Consider the following 18,201-nt stretch of genomic DNA (forward strand, 5'->3'; position numbering starts at 1 on the left):
GGTTGGATTACTCCATCAACTAAAAGCTCAACTCTCTGATTCATCAGTTGGCTACATGAATTTTACACCTGACTACCATTCATTTTAAAACTCAATGCAAAGAGGCTATTTATGTAGCGTCATGAAGTACGAATCTATATATTCATCATTTGTATAAAAAATAAATTTAAGTTGTATTAATTTTTTATACATTTAAGGAATAAATAAAAAGTCTATGAAAGGAACTAACCTAGGGGAGTTTGAAGAAGTGGTTTTACTAACCATAGCAAGTCTAATGTCAGAAGCCTATAGCGTTGCCATTTGCGATGAGATTGAAAGAATAACAGAAAGACAGGTCAAATTAGGTGTTGTACATTCTGTTCTCAATCGCCTGGAAGAAAAAGGATTTGTAACCTCCCAATTAGGAGAAGCCACTAAAGCCAGGGGCGGAAGAAGAAAACGATTTTTCGAAGTAACCCATGCTGGAAAAGCCACGCTGCAAAAGGTCAAAGCGCAGCGTGATGAGCTCTGGAGCTTAATTCCTGAATTCAACCTAAAAATGATATGAGCAATAAAAGTGCACACCAACCTCCTCGCTGGGCCGATAGGTTTCTGGAATGGTATTGTCGTTCCGAAATCCTTGAAGACTTGCAAGGAGACTTATATGAGCACTTTGAGCGCAATACGATTAGCAAGGGAAAAAGAAAGGCGAGACAGATTTACTGCTTAGACGTACTCAATTTTTTTCGCCCCTACACCATCAAGAAATTCAAAATAGTCAACAACTTAACATCATTTATCATGTTCAAAAATTATTTCAAAACCTCCGTACGAAGCATCGCTAGAAACAAGCTTTTTTCAGCCATAAACGTCATTGGTCTGGCGGTTAGCATGTCCATTGGTCTCCTCATGATTGCTTTTATTTCCGAAGTTTTCAGTTTTGACAAGTTTCATAAAGATGGAGATAGAGTTTATAGAGTAAATAATATTTACCAAGAACAACAAGAAGATCCCACACCATTCGCCACTACTTCAATTATTATGTCAGACAGAATCAAGGAGTCTATTCCTGGAGTAGAGTCGCAGGTTTTGATGACAAGAGGATTTGGGGGAGATGCCAAACTCGATGAAAAAATTATACCCATAAGCGGCTTATGGGCAACCGAAGGTTTTAACGATGTATTTTCTTTCGAAATACTGCAAGGAAACCCCGAAACCATGCTTTCGGAACCAAACTCAATTGTACTGACAGATGAGACGGCAAAAAAAATATTTGGCGATACAGATCCAATGAACCAAACATTCATTCTTGGTAAAGAAGATCTTTATACGGTTACGGGTATCATTAAAAAACCTCCCTTTAATTCACATTTCACCTTTCAGGCACTAGGTTCATACATTACCTACACAAACCAAAATCGAAAAGGTGAACGTGGCGAAAACTGGTATAACGCTTGGAACAATATGTGGATGAACTATGTGTATGTAAAGTTAGCTCCAAACACGGATGTTAATGATGTAAATCAGAGACTCCTTGCCTTAGGAGAAAAGGAAAGTGAGAAGTATGAGCATATAACAATTACATCAGAGCTTCAGCCCTTATATGGAATGATGGCTGGTCCTGATTTATCCAACAATATAGGGGTTTCAATAGGTGGGGCGGTTATTTGGGTATTGGCAGGCTTTACGCTAGTGGTACTGCTTTCTGCTGGCTTTAATTACACTAATCTTTCTATTGCGCGGTCATTAAAAAGAGCTAAAGAAGTTGGAGTACGCAAAGTTGTTGGTGCCACAAAGCGACAAGTATTTAATCAGTTTATTACTGAAGCCACCATCATATCAGTAATAGCATTGGTATTTGCCTACCTAATTTTCATGTTCATAAAACCTCATTTTCTTGGCTTGGATCCAAGTATTGAGCGTAGCCTCCAACTTGAAATTACCCCAATTCTCTTTTTATACTTTTTCATATTTGCGCTTGCAGTCGGCCTCTTAGCAGGCTTTGTTCCAGCCATGTTTTTATCAAAGTTAAAGACCGTACAAGCATTAAAAAATGCGGGATCAACTAAGCTTTTTTCAAAAGTGAACATGAGAAAAGTTTTAATCGTAATTCAGTTCACTTTGTCAATGGCCTTTATCATTTCCGCCAGTATTGCCTACACTCAATTTAAATATGCTTTAAACTTTGATTTAGGTTTTAAAACAGAAAATGTACTCAATATTGAACTTCAAAATAACGATTGGCAAAAAATTGAAACAGCATTTGCTTCAATTCCAGAGGTTCAAATGATTTCGAAATCTGCCATGATACCAAGTGTAGGAAGCACCTATTTAGTAGACATGAAATACAATAATGACTCTACCGAACTTTTCTACAATACCATTGACGAAAACTACATTGACCTGATGGATCACGAAATTATCGCTGGAGCTCACTTTACCAAAAAGTCATCCGAATCTGAAGAGTCTGAGGTTATTTTAAACGAAGAAACCCTAAAACGTTTTAATCTTGGCACTCCAAATGAAGCTATTGGCAAACAGGTTGAAATTGACGAAAATAACTTAACAATTATAGGTGTGGTGCGTGACTTCCATTATGATAAGCTTGACCAAGGCATTAAAAGCTTTGGGTTTAGAAATAGAAGCAATTCGTTTTACTATGTAAACCTAAAACTCAATTCTTCGGATTTACCAGCTACAATGGCTAAAATTGAAAATGCATGGAATGAGGTAGACCCTGTTCACAAACTTCAAGCTCAATTTTACGATGAGAATATTGAATCGGCTTATTCCGAATATGTAATTATGGGCACCATTGTAGGCTTTCTGGCCGTACTCACCGTTTCCATTGCCGCTTTAGGTTTGTTAGGTATGGCCGTGTACACTGCCGAAACTCGTATGAAAGAAATCAGTATTCGTAAAGTTTTGGGGGCCACAGAAGGAAGTCTTGTTAGCTTATTAACACGAGGTTTTATGTGGTTACTGGTAATTTCAGCAGCATTGGCCATCCCCCTCACCTACTTACTCTTCGAACAGCAAATATTGAATGACATTGAGAACCGCGCTACAATTGGAGTGCTGGAACTCTTCACCGGTGTACTCATAATATTTGCCATAGGAATACTGACTATCGGTTCACAAGTAAGAAGAGCGGCTAAGGCCAATCCTGCCCAAACATTACGAAGCGAATAATTTCTAATTTGAAAATGAGTTGATTTGGTGATTTGAAGATTGATTTTCGAATCACCAAATTTTCAAATTATCTCATCTTCAAATCAAATTCCATGTCTTCATTTTAGAACTTGGATTTTATTTCATACATTGGTCTACATTTTAGAACATGCTATGAAAGGAACAAATCTGGGTGAATTTGAAGAAATAGCTTTACTCACCATTTTGGTTTTAAAAGATGACGCCTACGGAGTAAGCATTAAGCGCGAAATCAACGAACAGGGAAAGAGAAATATTAGCAGAGGTGCTTTACACACTGCCCTTTCCCGTTTGGAAGAAAAAGGGCTTTTGACTTCGAAACAAGGCGAAGGCAACGAAGACAGAGGCGGCAGACCAAAGCGTTATTACGAGGTAACCAATAAGGGCTTGACTGCTTTGCAGGAAGCCAAAGAAGTTCGCGACCAATTGTGGAGTCAAGTACCGGCTTTCCGTCTACAATAAACCCTTTACAACATGCGCATCGCTCCTCCAAAACTATACACCCGGCTCTTTAAAGCCTTCTGCAAGCCTACTCTTTATCAAGAGCTTCAAGGCGACTTAGAAGAAGAATTCAACTTTAACCTAAAGATCTTAGGAGAGAAAAAAGCCAAAGCCATTTACCGCAAAGAAGTGATCAAAATGATTAGACCTTCTGTGATTAGAAAACCTAAAATCATTGTCAACATGTTCAGAACCTCATTATTTCAAATCCATTTAAAGTTGGCTTTCCGCAATTTGTGGCGCAATAAGGTATTCAGTGCCATTAATATTTTCGGGCTTGCTGCTGCGATAACCGTGAGCATGTTCGCGCTAAATATTCTTTACACAGGCCTGTCTGTTGATAAACAACATCCGCATACTGAGAGGTTGTACAGGATTCTAACAAAGGTTGAAAGACCCAACATCAGCCCTCATGTTTTAGCTTCTACACCTTCCGTCTTGGGAGAAAAACTTCGTGCTGATCTACCAGAAATTGAAGTTTTGACTCAGTTCAGTCCTTACCACCAATTCAAAGAAACCATAAATGGAAATTCGGTAAGCCTTATCAACTTAATGGTAGACGACCATTTTTTCAAAGTATTTCAATTCAAAGCAATCGATGGTGATCCACATGCTGCATTACAAAATAAATCGGGTTGCATTATTACAGATGACATAGCAGAACGCTTCTTCCCAGGCGAAAACCCTATTGGGAAAATTCTTGGTTCAGGGCTGATCGTTAATGCCATAATTGAAAGCCCAAAAGGTCTTTCACATTTAAATTTCGACATAATATCAAGTAGTTCCGAAAGTCCATATTTGGCGACTTCGGAAGAATCTGACTACCTCGAAAGCTGGAATCACTTTTATCAAGGCTATACTTATTTTCGAACCATTGAAGGGGTAAGCCAAGAGCAGCTAAATAATAAACTGAAACAAGTCTCGGAAGAAGTAAATAACATAAAAAAAGGTGCAGAATCCACTTTTGATTACCGTAGTCAGAAAATCAGTGACATAATGTTTAGTGCTGAAGTGTATAACGCTATAGGGTCTAGTTTATCTAAGGGTATGCTTTACATCCTAGTAACCCTGATTACCATTCTACTCTTGTTGGCCAGTTTCAATTACACTAATTTATCCATTGCCAGAGCCATTCAACGGACCAAAGAAATTGGCATTAGAAAAGTAGCTGGGAGCACAAAATCTCAAATTGTTGGCCAAATTTTAGTGGAAACCATTGTGTTCTCGGTGGCGGCAACACTGGTAGGATTCTTACTCTACCGCTTTTTCGTACCTGAATTTGTTGTTCTAATGGATACTGGTAGTTTATTATTCAACCCCAACACTACCCTACCTCTTCTATTGGTCTTTTTAGTTTTTTCTGTAGTCGTTGGCTTAGTAGCTGGCCTTTTTCCTGCGCTTTATTTTGCTTGTATTTCTCCTCTGAATGCTTTTCGCTCAAATATCAAAAGTAAAACCATGTCGCTCATGAACATTCGAAAAGGCTTGGTGGTGTTGCAAATCACCATTTCTATGTTCTGCATTATGGTTGTTACCGCGGGTTCAGATATCTACCATTCTATTGTGCAAAACAACTGGAATTTCAGCAAGGAAGGAGTAGTCAGCGTAGAAGTCGAACCTAAAAACAGGCAATTATTGAAATCCAAATTTGAGCAAGTCCCTGGAGTCGTTGGCGTTTCTGCAGTTTCGTCCCTACCTGGTGTAGGCACAATGGGAATGACCATGTTAAAACGACCTAACAGTACTGACAGTGTGTTTGTCAATTTTTCTGTAGTAGACACCGATTTCAACAAGGTTTTTGAACCTAAGCTATTTGCAGGCCATGATTTTCAAAGATTATCGTCCGACTCAACACTTACCGAAGTTTGGGTAAACAAGAAGCTATTGTCTGACCTTAATATTCCATTAGACAGCGCACTTGGTCACACGCTATCATTCCAAACAAATGTTGTCCGGTATCAAATTACTGGCATTATGGAAGATTTTGTCTTCGATCGTCTCGATGCTCCTGAAGTAAAACCAATCATCGTTGCACATGAAAAAATAGACTTATATAGAAGATCACTCGCCATCAAAATAGAAAGTCAAAATATGGCAGTTACTTTAAGTCAACTTGAAAAAGCAACGAAGGAAGTAGACCGTGAACAGGCCTTCACTCCTATCTTTCTCAATGACTCTATTGAAGACAGCTATAACGATGTAAACCAAATTGTAAAAGGATTCCAGTTTCTGTCTATTATCATTATTTCCATCTCGCTCTTGGGTCAATTGGGTATAGCGCTCTACAATGCTGAAACCCGAACCAAAGAGATTGGCATAAGAAAAGTGCTTGGCGCCAGAGTTAAAAGCATTATTCTACTATTGCTAAAAGGCACTTTGACCACTTTAGTCATTGCTGCATTAATTGGCACCCCATTAGCCTATCTCTTTTTGCAAAATACATTCTGGACCTCTTTTGTCTTAAAACCCGATTATGAAGGGCTTGTCTTAGCGCAAGGCATTCTACTATTGGGAAGCTTAGTCGTGTTCATTGTCATTGTCCAAACTTGGCGTGTAGCACAGGCCAATCCTTCGGAATCACTCAGAAGTGAGTAGGTAATTTGAAAATGAGTTGAGTTGGTGATTTGAAAATCTCGCTGCGAACTTCCTTTATCTTATAATTCAGTTTCGGTTCAGGGCTCCATTCTTTATCTTCCAGAAAAAATAAAGAATGAACACTGAAGACCGCGAACTACATAAAAGAAAGAGCCACCTGTTTATGCTTTTAATGCTAGCCGAAGCGGATAATGAAGACAGTCCGCTTGAAGTTTTGTTCATCAATAAAGTAGCTGAACGACTGGGAATGACTCCTGAAGATGTTCAAGAAATAGACAAAAACCCTGAAAACCTTACGCTGGTTATCCCTAAAACAGAACATGCTCGAATGGAGATTCTTTACGATCTATTATTCTTAATGAAGTTCGATCAAGCTGTAGACCAAAGCGAAATTGATTTAGTTCACCGACTTGCCTTCCGAATGGGGTTTCGCCCTACGATGACCCAAGAAATGATTGATGTAATGAAGCAGCACATTGGCCGAAACGTACCAAAGGACAGTCTCCTTAATATTATAAAGAAGTATATGAATTGAATAGAAAAGTAAATATTGTCGCTAATTAACTTTCCAAAAGTTAAACCCATTGTTTTGGAACCTAGCTAATGTTTCAGCCTTTGGAAAATCCTCAAAATAGCTAAATCAGTCGCAAATCATCCCCGGCATATCGCTATTGAGCTTTGGACTGACATATGGAATATCCAAGTTCAGTCCGCGAAGGATAAGGATTAAGCCCACCAACACCAATAACTTAGGCACAAACTTGAGCCATGCGGAAGTGAAATTACTTTTGAACGAAAAGCCCAAATAAGCCGCACCGAGCATCATGGGAAAAGTACCCAAACCGAACAGCGCCATATAGGCTGCTCCTCCGTAAAAAGTACCCATTGAAATGGCAGCCACTAAAGCCATATAAACCAAACCACAGGGTAAAAGGCCATTCAGTAATCCCAAGCTAAGGTTCGACTTGAAATTATTGGTTTTGAGTAAACCACCTATTCGCACCTTAATATTTAAGAAGAGCTTCTGAAGGGGCTTGACTTTAATATTGCCTGATAGTTTTCCGTTCAGGAGTAAGGCTCCAATGATGATTGTTGCGCCAGCCAAAACAGATAAGCCTTGTTGCACTCCGGCCATCGAAAGTATTTCGCCAAAAAGGCCTGCAATCGCGCCTAAAAAACTATAGGTAATCATACGACCGCTATTGTAGGCTAAACGGTTAGCTATCCAAACCTTTTTCTTTTTTTCATTCTGAGGAACTGCCCAAGCTATGGGTGCGCACATGCCTAAACAGTGCAGACTACCAAAAAAGCCAAATGCCAGTGCTGTTCCTAAAAGCAACATCAGATTACAATATTAAGCTCTTGATAATATTCCGTCCCTTTCGATTTCCATTCGATTTTAACCTTCCAAGCACCAGAGGCGAGCATATTCATATCGAAAGTTTGTAAACCAGTTTCATCAAAAACCAAATCAAACTCTTTGTCAAGACTAGCATTTGCCGAACGGAAAAAAGAAATTTTACCTTCTTCCATGGCCTTCATCACCGAAACCGGAAATCTTAACTCAGCTTTTCCTTCATTTCTAACCAATTTAAAATTTGGTTTTTCTGCCAAGCTATTTACGTTTTTCATGCGCTGAATCTGACTTTCGTAATCCAACTCTTGTTCATAGTAGTTATCGGCCACCAAATAGAAATCAGTGCTTACACTTACGTAAACCATAGTTACCAGCAGCCCAACAAAGCACACAAAACTGATTACGATTTTTGTTCCCCAGTTCATTATTTAAATTTTATTGGTCCTAAGAAGTTCGTCTTCACTTTATCAATCAATTCATCACCATGAAAAATTCCCACTGTGATGCTATTCTTGTTGCCCTCCATTTCTGATTCAGGTAATCGCACTGTAAACACGGCATCTGCTTTTCCAGAATTTGAAAGTTGAATTTCGTTGCCTCCTACCACTTCAATTACTCCACTTTCGTGATCGATCAATCGAAGACTCACGTTCATATCGTCAACCGTTTTATTTATCAATTGAATATTGTAAATATTTTGAATTTGATCATTCTCTACTTTCTGATAGAGCATACCCGGCACTCTTAAAATTGTAGCCTGAATATCTGATCGACTGGAAACGAAAACAGTTAATAAAGTAATAAGTACCACCAAAACGCCCGTGTACCCAGCTACCCTAGGAGTAAAAAGTTTTTTCTTACCATCTGCAATTGCGCTATGTGACGTAACGCGAATTAAACCAGTTGGCTTATTAATTTTCCTCATTACATCATCACAAGCATCAATACAAGCGGTACAGTTTACGCACTCGAGTTGAGTTCCGTTTCTGATGTCGATTCCGGTAGGACAAACATGGACACAAAGTTTACAATCAATACAATCACCTTTGTCGGCTTGAACCTCCGATTTCTTCATTTTACCTCTCGGTTCACCTCTAATCCAGTCGTACATTACGGCCATTGAATCACGCACCAAAAGCACTCCTTGAAGTCTACCATAAGGGCAAATAGCTATGCATGCTTGTTCTCTTAAGTATGCAAAAACACCATAGAAAACAGCACTGAAAGCTATTAAACCAATGAAGCCCGCTAAATTCTCAGTAGGCGGCTGACTTACAATTTCCTTCACTTTATCAATACCTATTAAGTAGGCCATAGCCGTATGGCCTATCAAAACAGCAATGAAGGCGAAAATGCCATGCTTTAATACTCGCTTCCTAATTTTCTCTCCATTCCAAGGCATTTTGGCCAGTTTACGCTGCTGGTTGGCATCGCCTTCGATCAAGTACTCAATTCTACGGAAAACCATTTCCATAAACAGGGTTTGAGGACAAGCCCAGCCACACCATACCCTACCGAACACCACGGTGAAAAGAATGATAAATACGAAGAATGTGATTAGCCCTAAAGCGAAAATAAAGAAATCTTGGGGCCAGAAAACCGTCCCCAAGATTACGAACTTGCGTTCGAAAATATTCATCATTAAAAAGGGCTGCCCGTTGATTTTAATAAACGGACCAGCAAAAAGAATGGTAAGTAAGATTACAGATACAACCTTTCGGGCATTAAAAAATGTGCCTTTAGGTTTTTTAGGGTATACCCAAACTCTTTTTCCGTGCTCATCTACCGTGGCTATACTGTCGCGGTATTCTTCGTCATATTCGTACAGCTCTTTCATTTCTACCCTCTTTAATTAGCGCACACTCTACTGCTTTTATTGATTCGATTCTTCTACATAAAGCTCACCATCAGGAGGCAAAGCTCCTGGAGGATTGGTTCCTCTTAAGCTTTTTACATATGAAGCCACGTTTTGTAAACGAAGAGGATTCAATTTACTCTCCCACGAAATCATGGCTGTATTCGGTACTCCGTTCTTGATAACGTTGTAAATATCAGTCATACTTCCTCCATGTTTCCAGTAATCATCGGTTAGATTTGGACCAGCCAAACCACCACCATCAGCTTTGTGACACATTCCACACTGGGCTTCGAAAAACTTCTTACCATCTGCTAATGCTTCAGCGTCATCATTAAAAGGCACATTGCTTTCATCAAAGTCTACCACAATGGTTTGCTCCATATTGCTTTTGGCAGCCTGCGCCAAGGCCATTTCAATTTCGTATTCCTCCTCTTGTAAAGGAGCCGACTTGAACACATGGAATACCATAAGGTAAATTACTGCATAAACGATTGACAAATAGAAGAGTGCCTTCCACCAAGGCGGCAAGTGGTTATCAAGCTCCTTAATGCCATCATAATCATGGTCGAGCATAATATCTTGCTCTTCTTCCAACGGCTTAAGGTCGTTCCATTTTGCCCAGGTTTTAGCAAACCAGCTAGGCTCTTTTTCCATACTGGCTTTCTTCTCTGGCGACATCTCTTTTTGTACAACTGCTTTTAGCAGCGACACAATGTTAAAGGCCAAAAGAATGACTAACAGCGACACGATGATAAGCAAGCCAATCACCACATAAAATGCCGTAGTCTGAGAAATTCCAGTTGAACTCTCGGTTTGAGCAGCCAAAGGCGTAGTCAAAAACAAGAATGGAAGTAACATGTATTTTGAACTCAGGTTTTTAATTTTTGATTTTATCCTTTCCATGAGCTTAGTGGTTTTCATTTTTAAAATCAGATGCAATAATTGGCGCGTCATCGGTAAGTGGAATGTCACTCATTTCCTCCACGTAGTCTTTCTTCATTCGCCATACATAGAGCATTAGCCCTACAAAGAATATGAAGAAGATTGCGAGTGAAATAATTGGCCAAACCTCCACATTATGAATTTTTTCGAAATAGTGCTTAAACATGGCCTAAGGGTTTTGATCGTTTGAATTCACTTTAATATCAGTACCCAGCCTTTGTAGGTAAGCAATCAGTGCTACAATTTCAGCTTGCTCAGAAATCTCGATATCATTAGCGGCTAAATCGTCCGATATCTCCTTGGCTTGCCTCATCAAATCTTCATTTGCGATTTCTTCATAGCCTTCTGCATAAGGAACCCCTACTGTTCTGAGGGCTTTAATCTTACCGGCAGTTTCGTCTAAATCGATGGATTGTGTGAACAACCAAGGGTACGGAGGCATAATTGAGCCTGGCGAAGTAGATTTAGGGTCGAGCATATGGTTGAAGTGCCATACATTATTGTATTTAGCTCCTACCCTATGCAAATCTGGTCCGGTACGTTTCGATCCCCAAAGGAATGGATGATCGTACACAAACTCACCTGCTTTAGAGTATTCGCCATAACGTTCAGTTTCTGATCTAAACGGCCTCACCATTTGCGTATGGCAGTTATTACATCCTTCCTTAATGTATAAATCTCTTCCATGAAGTTCAAGTGGAGTATATGGTTGAACACTTTCAATAGTTGGAATATTAGACTTGATTAAGAAAGTAGGTACCATTTCTACCACACCCCCAATTACAATAGCAACCAAAGTAAGGGCAGTAAAAATTACTGGTTTTCTTTCTAATACTGCATGCCAGTGACCTCCAACGATTTTCTTTTTCTCCAATGCTGGTGCTTCTGCTGCTTCCTCTGCTTTGAAACTTCCTTGTTTGGCAGTTTTCACCAAGTTATAGGCCATCATTATAGCGCCAGTCAGGTATAGCACTCCACCAACCGCTCTCATCATGTACATTGGTACAATTTGAGTTACTGTTTCTAAGAAGTTAGGATACTCTAAAAAACCTTCAGCATTAAAGTTTTTCCACATTAAACTTTGCACTACACCCGCAGTGTAAAGCGGAAGCGCATAAACGATTATTCCTAGTGTACCAATCCAAAAGTGAACATTGGCTAGTTTTGTAGAATATAGTTTTGTGCCCCACATTCTAGGAATCATCCAGTACAACATACCGAAGATCAAGAAACCATTCCAACCTAAACCACCCACGTGAACGTGAGCAACGATCCAGTCGGTAAAGTGAGCAATAGCGTTTACATTTTTAATAGAAAGCAATGGACCTTCTAGTGTAGCCATACCATATGCCGTAACAGCTACAACCATAAATTTTAAAACCGGATCTTCACGAACTCTATCCCAAGCTCCTCTTAAAGTAAGAAGTCCGTTAAGCATACCTCCCCAAGATGGAGCGATCAACATAATAGAAAATACAGTTCCTAAAGACTGTGCCCAGTTAGGTAATGAAGTATACAATAAGTGGTGAGGGCCTGCCCATATATAAATAAATATAAGCGACCAGAAGTGAATAATTGACAGTTTATAAGAGTAAACAGGTCTGTTGGCAGCCTTAGGTAAGTAGTAGTACATAATCCCCAAGAAAGGCGTAGTAAGGAAGAATGCCACCGCATTATGACCATACCACCACTGTACTAATGCATCTTGCACACCAGCATACCAAGAATAACTCTTGAACATGGTTACCGGAATTTCAAATGAATTTACCACGTGCAATACCGCTACCGTAACGAATGTGGCAATGTAGAACCAAATGGCTACATACATGTGGCGCTCTCTTCTTTTCAGAATCGTTCCAATCATGTTGATACCAAACACTACCCAAATTACCGTAATGGCAATATCTATTGGCCATTCTAGCTCAGCATATTCCTTTGAGGTGCTCATCCCTAGAGGAAGCGTAATTACTGCTGCTAAAATGATGAGCTGCCATCCCCAGAAATGAATCCAGCTTAGTCTATCGCTAAACATGCGCGTTTTTAATAAACGTTGCATAGAATAATACACTCCGGCAAACATAGCGTTACCCACAAATGCAAAAATTACCGCATTGGTGTGTAATGGACGAATACGACCGAAAGTGGTGAATTGAAGACCTAAGTTGGCTTCGGGTAAAAAAAGTTGGGTGGCCATGAGAATACCCACCAGCATGCCAATAAGGCCGAAAGCGACCGTGGCGATGACGAAGTATTTGACAATTTTGTTGTCGTACTTAAATTGCTGTAGTTCCATAATTTATAAGGCGTAGTGATTCCTAAACAATTGCAAGGTAGATTCAGCAGCACCGTTTCTACCTGACAGGTATTAGCCAAAAAGATGATATAAATCAGGTTTTCTGGTTTACCAGTTCTCCACTGAATAACTGGCTCATGAAATTTCCAAAATTAACATTATGATTTACAGTAAATTGCCTCAATAAAATCAGTCTGTAAGTATTTAAAAACGCTTTGTATTTTTCTGTAATTATGAAAACCATAAAAATGAGAACCGCACTTAAGCTCGAAGAAATCGGGCTTTTATTAATCGTTTGCCTAATCTATTTTGAATTCTATGAAGGCGGATGGGTACTTTTTGCGAGCTTATTTTTCGCGCCTGACTTAGCATTTCTGGCCATTATTGTAAATAAAAAAGTGGCTACTATTGCTTACAACGCTGCCCATCATAAAGGCTTGATTTCATTTTTAATGATTCTTGGCTACCTGCTCTCTAATGAATTGCTCATTCTAATTGGATTGATCTTTATGGCGCATTCTTGCTTCGATAGAATGCTGGGCTACGGCTTAAAGTACTTCGACAGCTTTGACCATACCCATTTGGGTTGGATGGGAAAGAGTAAGCATAAGAATCTAGAGGTTTAGGGGTTAGTTAATAGGTAAAAGTTATTGGTGACATAACATTCATCATTTAGGCCTTTTACTTGGACTTTGTCTCACGTCAAAGAATGTAAGAATTAATATACAGTCCCCTTTAATTCGGTAAAACACACGTGTCTGCTTGGTAAGTTGAAATCCGTATATCTTTTTTTCAACCACTTCTACAGTTCCTATCTCGGGAAAACCCTCCAGTAAGTCTAAAAAATCAACTGCTTTCTGCTCGAAAGCCTCTGCAACTCTAGTCCCCCATTCCTTCTTTATATATTCCTTAATTGAATGGAAATTTCTCTCTGCCCGTTTGGTAAGGAGAATTTTCATTTCTTCGATTTAAATACCTTTTCCCGCTCAATCAAATTATCATCATCCTCCGACTCATCATAGGCTAACAATACCTCTTGCTTTTGTTCTTCTGTAAGAGAGTCCCAAAAGCCTCCCGACTTTTCCGATTCTTTTAGTTTTAGGAAATCGTAAATAACTCTCAAAAGATGCTCGTTTTGAATGCCATCAACTATTTTATGAATGTTAGATTTTAGCTCAATTGTCCCCATAACCATAAAATTTCTTATCCGAATTTACAAATTTAAAAACTAATATTCAGCCACCAACCAATTTACCATAAGCCCAATAACAATATAAAGCTCATGCTAATCGAGCCTCCTTTCGCTCTTTAAAGAGCTAGGCTATTAAATTCGATATTGTGACTTGATCCTCTTTATTTCTTTACCCATTTCGCTAGAATCAATCACGAAAGAGACGAATGGCGAATCTATTTTAGTATACTTCCCAAACGAGGATTCTGACACAAAGAATACCCTCTCTCCTGATGACTTCATCCTAACTTTATAAATAGAAGGAGTAAAAAATCGCACCCTACCCAACTCCTCTACTTCCGTCCATTTATAAGCCCTATCTTCTTCCTTTTCATGGATTATAATTTGGGATTGAGATAGAGAGACTTTTTTGATCATTCGATAGTAAAGCAGATTTACCAAAATTAGTATAAGTCCAATAGCGCAAAAAATCATGCTATCTAATCCATCTGTGAGTTGAAATTCTATTTCGCTTATAGCCCTTTCTTGCGGGAAGAAGAAAATCACACTACCAAAAACTAAAAGAAAAACACCTATGATAATCAGTAAATGCTTTATCACCTGGGTTTGGAAGGGGTTACTTTTAATCATATTCATCTTCGACTTCACCCTTAATCTAATCAAAACTCAATAGATCTTTAAGCACAATTAGCCAACTAACATAGAATTAGTAAGTACTTCCTCCTCATAATTTCATTCTTCTGGCTTCTAACTTCCGTGTTCCGACTATTCCACCTATTTTTGCAGCCTAATTTTATTCAAACAATTACATGTCGCTTTCAACGAAGTATAACCCGAACGAGATAGAAGATAAATGGTATGCCCACTGGATGGATAAAGGATATTTCCATGGCAAGGTAAACCCACAAAAAGAGCCTTACTCTATTGTCATCCCTCCACCAAACGTAACGGGTGTGCTCCACATGGGCCACATGTTGAATAATACCATCCAGGATGTGCTGATCAGAAAAGCACGAATGGAAGGCAAAGAAGCTTGCTGGGTACCTGGTACCGACCACGCTTCAATTGCCACAGAAGCTAAAGTAGTGAAGATGCTTCGCGAAAAAGGCATCAAAAAATCAGACCTCAGCAGAGAAGAATTCCTTACTCATGCTTGGGAATGGAAAGAAAAATACGGTGGAATCATTCTTGAGCAACTGAAGAAGCTTGGCGCTTCATGCGACTGGGAACGCACTGCGTTCACAATGGACGAAGGTTACCACAAGGCCGTGCTTCGTGTTTTTGTAGACCTCTATAATAAAGGTTACATCTACCGTGACTTGCGCATGGTCAACTGGGATGTGGAAGCCCAAACTACAGTTTCGAATGAAGAGGTAATATATGCCGATCAAGATGAAGTATCGAAGCTTTACAAATTTCAGTACAGCATTAAAGATTCTGACGAAAAGGTAATTATTGCTACGCAGCGCCCTGAAACCATTTTAGGTGATGCCGCCATTGCCGTAAACCCAAAAGATGAGCGTTTCCAACATCTGATTGGTAAAACGGCTCTGGTGCCTTTCGTTAACCGCGAAATCCCAATCATTGCGGATGATTATGTCGAAATCGAATTCGGAACAGGTTGTTTAAAAGTAACCCCTGCCCACGACCCGAATGACTACGAAATTGGTTTGCGTCACAATTTAGAAGTGATTGACACTATCGGTTTCGATGGAGCTTTAAATGAAAACTGTGGTGTACCAAAATATGTGGGCATGGAACGTTTTAAAGCCCGCAAAGTAATGGTAAAAGACTTGGAAGAAGCTGGTTACTACATCGGTTTCGAAGAGTTCACTACCAGGATCGGCCGTTCGGAAAGAACAAATACAGTGATAGAGCCAAAGCTTTCTTTGCAGTGGTTCATCAAAATGAAAGAAATTTCGCGCACAGCACATGAGGTGGTGATGAATGACGAAGTGGAGATTCTTCCATCTAAATTCAAAAACACTTACAACCACTGGATGGAGAATGTACGCGACTGGTGTATTTCGCGTCAGCTTTGGTGGGGACAACAAATCCCAGCATATTTCTATGGTGAGGGAGAAAACGATTTTGTAGTTGCTGAAACAGAAGAAGAAGCATTGGCTCTGGCAAAAGAAAAATCAGGCAATGCCCAACTGACTGCCAATGACCTAAAGCAAGATGAAGATGTGCTTGATACTTGGGCTTCTTCATGGCTATTCCCTATGGCGGTGTTCAACGGTTTTGATGATTCTTGTTTTGACAGAGAGACAGGTAAAATAATCAAAGGCAAGAATGCTGAGTTAGACTACTTCTACCCTACTTCTACTTTGGTGACAGCTCCTGAAATTTTATTCTTTTGGGTGGCCAGAATGATTATTGCAGGGTATGAATATACTGATGAGAAACCGTTTAAACACGTTTACCTTACAGGAATTGTACGTGACAAACAACGTAGAAAAATGTCCAAATCATTGGGCAACTCACCTGATCCGGTCGACTTAATTAAGGAGTTAGGCGCTGATGCTGTTCGTACTGGAATGCTTTTCTCTTCCCCAGCAGGTAATGATCTACTTTATGATGAAAAGCTTGTTGAGCAAGGAAGAAACTTTGCGAACAAGGTTTGGAATGCTTTCCGTTTGGTAAAAGGTTGGGAAGTTGGTGGTAGCTCGAATGGTCAAGAAAACCAAACCGCAGTGCGTTGGTTCGACTCTCGTTTTAATGCTGCATTAGCCGAAATCGAAGATCATTTCAGCAAGTTTAGAATTTCTGATGCACTTATGACTACCTATAAGCTCATTTGGAATGACTTCTGTTCTTGGTATTTAGAAATGATTAAGCCTGCCTTTGGCGAGCCAATTGACAGAGCTACTTATGAAGTAACACTTAACTTCTTCGAGAAAATCATGAAGGTGCTTCATCCGTTTATGCCTTTTATTACCGAGGAAATTTGGAGTAACTTAAGAGAAAGGGCCGAAGGACAAGACATTATTGTTTCGATGTGGCCAATTATTGGTGGAGCAGACGAAGCCCTAAACAAGCAGTCTGAAATTGTATTTGAATTGGTCTCTAACCTTAGAAACTTGCGTTCATCAAAAGGAATTTCGCCAAAGAAGGCACTCGACTTAGCAATTAAGTCGGAGAACACTGAAGCTTACGAGCCTTTTATAAACATTATCAAGAAGTTAGCGAACATTGACCAACTAACATACACAGATGAGAAGGTGAATGGCACACTAGGTTTTGTGATCAAATCCGATGAATTCTTTATTCCCATGGAAGAAGGAGCCATTGATGTTGAAGCAGAAAAGGCCGAAATACTAAAGGAGCTTGAATACGCCAAAGGCTTCTTAAACTCTGTTATGAAAAAGCTGAGCAACGAGCGTTTTGTTGCTGGCGCACCGGAACAAGTGATAGCAAAAGAAAAAGCCAAGCAAGCCGATGCCGAAGCAAAAATTAAAGTACTGGAAGAAAAGCTAACTGGACTGAGTTAGAAAAACCATATTCTATAACTAATAATTAAAGCAACCTGTTTCAGGTTGCTTTTTTTATGCCAAAAACAGAGGAAGTACCTCAAAAATAACAACCACCTATATCTGCCCCAAATTCATACACTTAATGGGTCAGATCGTAAAAGTTATAAATTTCGCAACAATGTTATAAAATATCAGACATGTAATATTCTATGTAATTATTTGAAGATGACCAAGATACACGTAAACACGCCTCAATAATTTAATAAAACCAATAACCTCGTAGATATTTACAATTTTAAAATCATCTAAATTTGTTCATAAATGAACAATTCAAATTCAAATATGACAATCGAACAATTTTCCGTTCAAATAATTTTATCGCCTTTCGTAAAATCATGTAGCCTCATAAATACGATTAAGCAACATTGCTACCCGTTTAGTTGTTATTCGCGCAAACAAATGAATTACTTATAAATGCAAAAATTTAAACTAAAATTAATGCTCATGTTGCTACTCATTAGTAGCAGCGTAATGGGCCAGCAACGTACCGTGGAGGGTACTGTGCTAGATGAATTCGGTTCAAGCTTTCCAGGCGTGACTGTTTCTATTAAAGGAACAACCTCTGGAATAACCACAGGATCGGACGGTAAATACTCGTTATCAGTAAATGCTGATAATGCAGTTCTTGTATTCAGGTTTTTAGGTTACAAAACCAAAGAAGAAACGGTTGGTAACAGAACTGCGGTAAATGTAACCATGGTTCCAGACATTATTGACGCTGGAGAAGTGGTTGTAGTA

At 39.3% G+C, this 18,201-nt stretch carries 17 protein-coding genes; 8 read left to right on the top strand and 9 right to left on the bottom strand.

Translation table 11 applies throughout. The annotated features are described in order from the left end of the window. The first annotated feature begins 214 nt into the window (after nt 1-214). The 5 genes from MB14_RS06115 (at nt 215) to MB14_RS06135 (ending at nt 6,820) form a co-directional block, all read left to right on the top strand. Nucleotides 215-547 carry a PadR family transcriptional regulator gene (locus tag MB14_RS06115; RefSeq protein ID WP_062590500.1) on the top strand — a complete coding sequence of 111 codons (333 nt, stop codon included), beginning with the start codon at nt 215-217 and terminating at the stop codon, nt 545-547. Further along, nucleotides 544-3,171: an ABC transporter permease gene (locus MB14_RS06120; RefSeq protein WP_062590502.1), complete on the top strand. Its 2,628-nt coding sequence runs from the start codon at nt 544-546 to the stop codon at nt 3,169-3,171. The genes MB14_RS06115 and MB14_RS06120 overlap by 4 nt, the downstream gene beginning before the upstream one ends. A 153-nt stretch (nt 3,172-3,324) precedes the next feature. Beyond that, nucleotides 3,325-3,651, top strand: a complete 327-nt coding sequence (locus MB14_RS06125) for a PadR family transcriptional regulator (RefSeq protein ID WP_062590538.1) — start codon at nt 3,325-3,327, stop codon at nt 3,649-3,651. A gap of 12 nt (nt 3,652-3,663) precedes the next feature. Beyond that, nucleotides 3,664-6,285: an FtsX-like permease family protein gene (locus tag MB14_RS06130; protein ID WP_062590504.1), complete on the top strand. Its 2,622-nt coding sequence runs from the start codon at nt 3,664-3,666 to the stop codon at nt 6,283-6,285. Between the two features lie 115 nt (nt 6,286-6,400). Continuing rightward, a complete protein-coding gene (locus tag MB14_RS06135) occupies nt 6,401-6,820 on the top strand; it encodes a hypothetical protein (RefSeq protein ID WP_062590506.1) in 420 nt (139 codons plus the stop codon). Between the two features lie 105 nt (nt 6,821-6,925). Here the strand turns inward: MB14_RS06135 and MB14_RS06140 are convergent, their stop codons facing one another. From MB14_RS06140 to ccoN, 6 genes are read right to left on the bottom strand one after another with little or no spacing between them, the layout of a single operon-like run. Then, on the bottom strand, nt 6,926-7,627 hold the full coding sequence (locus MB14_RS06140; protein ID WP_062590508.1) for a sulfite exporter TauE/SafE family protein: 702 nt from the start codon (nt 7,625-7,627) through the stop codon (nt 6,926-6,928). Then, a complete protein-coding gene (locus MB14_RS06145; RefSeq protein ID WP_062590509.1) occupies nt 7,627-8,067 on the bottom strand; it encodes a FixH family protein in 441 nt (146 codons plus the stop codon). Before MB14_RS06145 ends, MB14_RS06140 begins: the two co-directional genes overlap by 1 nt. After that, nucleotides 8,067-9,479: a cytochrome c oxidase accessory protein CcoG gene (gene ccoG, locus MB14_RS06150; protein ID WP_062590511.1), complete on the bottom strand. Its 1,413-nt coding sequence runs from the start codon at nt 9,477-9,479 to the stop codon at nt 8,067-8,069. The genes MB14_RS06145 and ccoG overlap by 1 nt, the downstream gene beginning before the upstream one ends. Before the next feature lie 36 nt (nt 9,480-9,515). After that, complete coding sequence (locus MB14_RS06155) at nt 9,516-10,403, bottom strand: cbb3-type cytochrome c oxidase N-terminal domain-containing protein (protein ID WP_165899483.1); 888 nt, start codon at nt 10,401-10,403, stop codon at nt 9,516-9,518. 4 nt (nt 10,404-10,407) lie between these two features. Continuing rightward, nucleotides 10,408-10,608 (bottom strand): cytochrome C oxidase Cbb3, encoded by a 201-nt coding sequence (locus tag MB14_RS06160; protein WP_062300527.1) that lies wholly within the window; start codon nt 10,606-10,608, stop codon nt 10,408-10,410. Between the two features lie 3 nt (nt 10,609-10,611). After that, nucleotides 10,612-12,735, bottom strand: a complete 2,124-nt coding sequence (gene ccoN / locus MB14_RS06165) for a cytochrome-c oxidase, cbb3-type subunit I (RefSeq protein WP_062590516.1) — start codon at nt 12,733-12,735, stop codon at nt 10,612-10,614. Nucleotides 12,736-12,983: 248 nt separating this feature from the next. On the opposite strand from ccoN, the gene MB14_RS06170 reads away from it, so the two are divergent. Then, entirely contained in the window at nt 12,984-13,361 is a 378-nt protein-coding gene (locus MB14_RS06170; protein ID WP_157716549.1) for a DUF4260 domain-containing protein, read from the top strand. Nucleotides 13,362-13,403: 42 nt separating this feature from the next. Here MB14_RS06170 and MB14_RS06175 read toward each other — a convergent pair whose 3' ends face one another. The 3 genes from MB14_RS06175 to MB14_RS06185 form a co-directional block, all read right to left on the bottom strand. Next, entirely contained in the window at nt 13,404-13,694 is a 291-nt protein-coding gene (locus MB14_RS06175) for a type II toxin-antitoxin system RelE/ParE family toxin (RefSeq protein ID WP_062590520.1), read from the bottom strand. Further along, nucleotides 13,691-13,924 carry a hypothetical protein gene (locus MB14_RS06180; RefSeq protein WP_053222982.1) on the bottom strand — a complete coding sequence of 78 codons (234 nt, stop codon included), beginning with the start codon at nt 13,922-13,924 and terminating at the stop codon, nt 13,691-13,693. The genes MB14_RS06175 and MB14_RS06180 overlap by 4 nt, the downstream gene beginning before the upstream one ends. 135 nt (nt 13,925-14,059) lie before the next feature. Next, complete coding sequence (locus MB14_RS06185) at nt 14,060-14,557, bottom strand: hypothetical protein (RefSeq protein ID WP_132644084.1); 498 nt, start codon at nt 14,555-14,557, stop codon at nt 14,060-14,062. A gap of 179 nt (nt 14,558-14,736) precedes the next feature. On the opposite strand from MB14_RS06185, the gene MB14_RS06190 reads away from it, so the two are divergent. After that, nucleotides 14,737-17,421: a valine--tRNA ligase gene (locus MB14_RS06190; protein WP_062590525.1), complete on the top strand. Its 2,685-nt coding sequence runs from the start codon at nt 14,737-14,739 to the stop codon at nt 17,419-17,421. A gap of 486 nt (nt 17,422-17,907) precedes the next feature. Next, nucleotides 17,908-18,201 (top strand): carboxypeptidase-like regulatory domain-containing protein (locus MB14_RS06195; protein ID WP_172796102.1); only part of this gene is annotated, 294 nt, incomplete at its 3' end.

It is taken from the genome of Roseivirga ehrenbergii, assembly GCF_001593005.1.
Lineage (GTDB): Bacteria > Bacteroidota > Bacteroidia > Cytophagales > Cyclobacteriaceae > Roseivirga > Roseivirga ehrenbergii.

Bases quoted from the DNA above. Each gene is read 5' to 3' on its own strand.
- ccoN (WP_062590516.1), bottom strand. From the start codon at position 12,735: ATGGAACTACAGCAATTTAAGTACGACAACAAAATTGTCAAATACTTC.
- MB14_RS06120 (WP_062590502.1), top strand. From the start codon at position 544: ATGAGCAATAAAAGTGCACACCAACCTCCTCGCTGGGCCGATAGGTTT.
- MB14_RS06175 (WP_062590520.1), bottom strand. From the start codon at position 13,694: ATGAAAATTCTCCTTACCAAACGGGCAGAGAGAAATTTCCATTCAATT.
- MB14_RS06140 (WP_062590508.1), bottom strand. From the start codon at position 7,627: ATGTTGCTTTTAGGAACAGCACTGGCATTTGGCTTTTTTGGTAGTCTG.
- MB14_RS06135 (WP_062590506.1), top strand. From the start codon at position 6,401: ATGAACACTGAAGACCGCGAACTACATAAAAGAAAGAGCCACCTGTTT.
- ccoG (WP_062590511.1), bottom strand. From the start codon at position 9,479: ATGAAAGAGCTGTACGAATATGACGAAGAATACCGCGACAGTATAGCC.
- MB14_RS06180 (WP_053222982.1), bottom strand. From the start codon at position 13,924: ATGGGGACAATTGAGCTAAAATCTAACATTCATAAAATAGTTGATGGC.
- MB14_RS06125 (WP_062590538.1), top strand. From the start codon at position 3,325: ATGAAAGGAACAAATCTGGGTGAATTTGAAGAAATAGCTTTACTCACC.
- MB14_RS06155 (WP_165899483.1), bottom strand. From the start codon at position 10,403: ATGGAAAGGATAAAATCAAAAATTAAAAACCTGAGTTCAAAATACATG.
- MB14_RS06115 (WP_062590500.1), top strand. From the start codon at position 215: ATGAAAGGAACTAACCTAGGGGAGTTTGAAGAAGTGGTTTTACTAACC.
- MB14_RS06145 (WP_062590509.1), bottom strand. From the start codon at position 8,067: ATGAACTGGGGAACAAAAATCGTAATCAGTTTTGTGTGCTTTGTTGGG.
- MB14_RS06170 (WP_157716549.1), top strand. From the start codon at position 12,984: ATGAGAACCGCACTTAAGCTCGAAGAAATCGGGCTTTTATTAATCGTT.
- MB14_RS06130 (WP_062590504.1), top strand. From the start codon at position 3,664: ATGCGCATCGCTCCTCCAAAACTATACACCCGGCTCTTTAAAGCCTTC.
- MB14_RS06160 (WP_062300527.1), bottom strand. From the start codon at position 10,608: ATGTTTAAGCACTATTTCGAAAAAATTCATAATGTGGAGGTTTGGCCA.
- MB14_RS06190 (WP_062590525.1), top strand. From the start codon at position 14,737: ATGTCGCTTTCAACGAAGTATAACCCGAACGAGATAGAAGATAAATGG.
- MB14_RS06185 (WP_132644084.1), bottom strand. From the start codon at position 14,557: ATGATTAAAAGTAACCCCTTCCAAACCCAGGTGATAAAGCATTTACTG.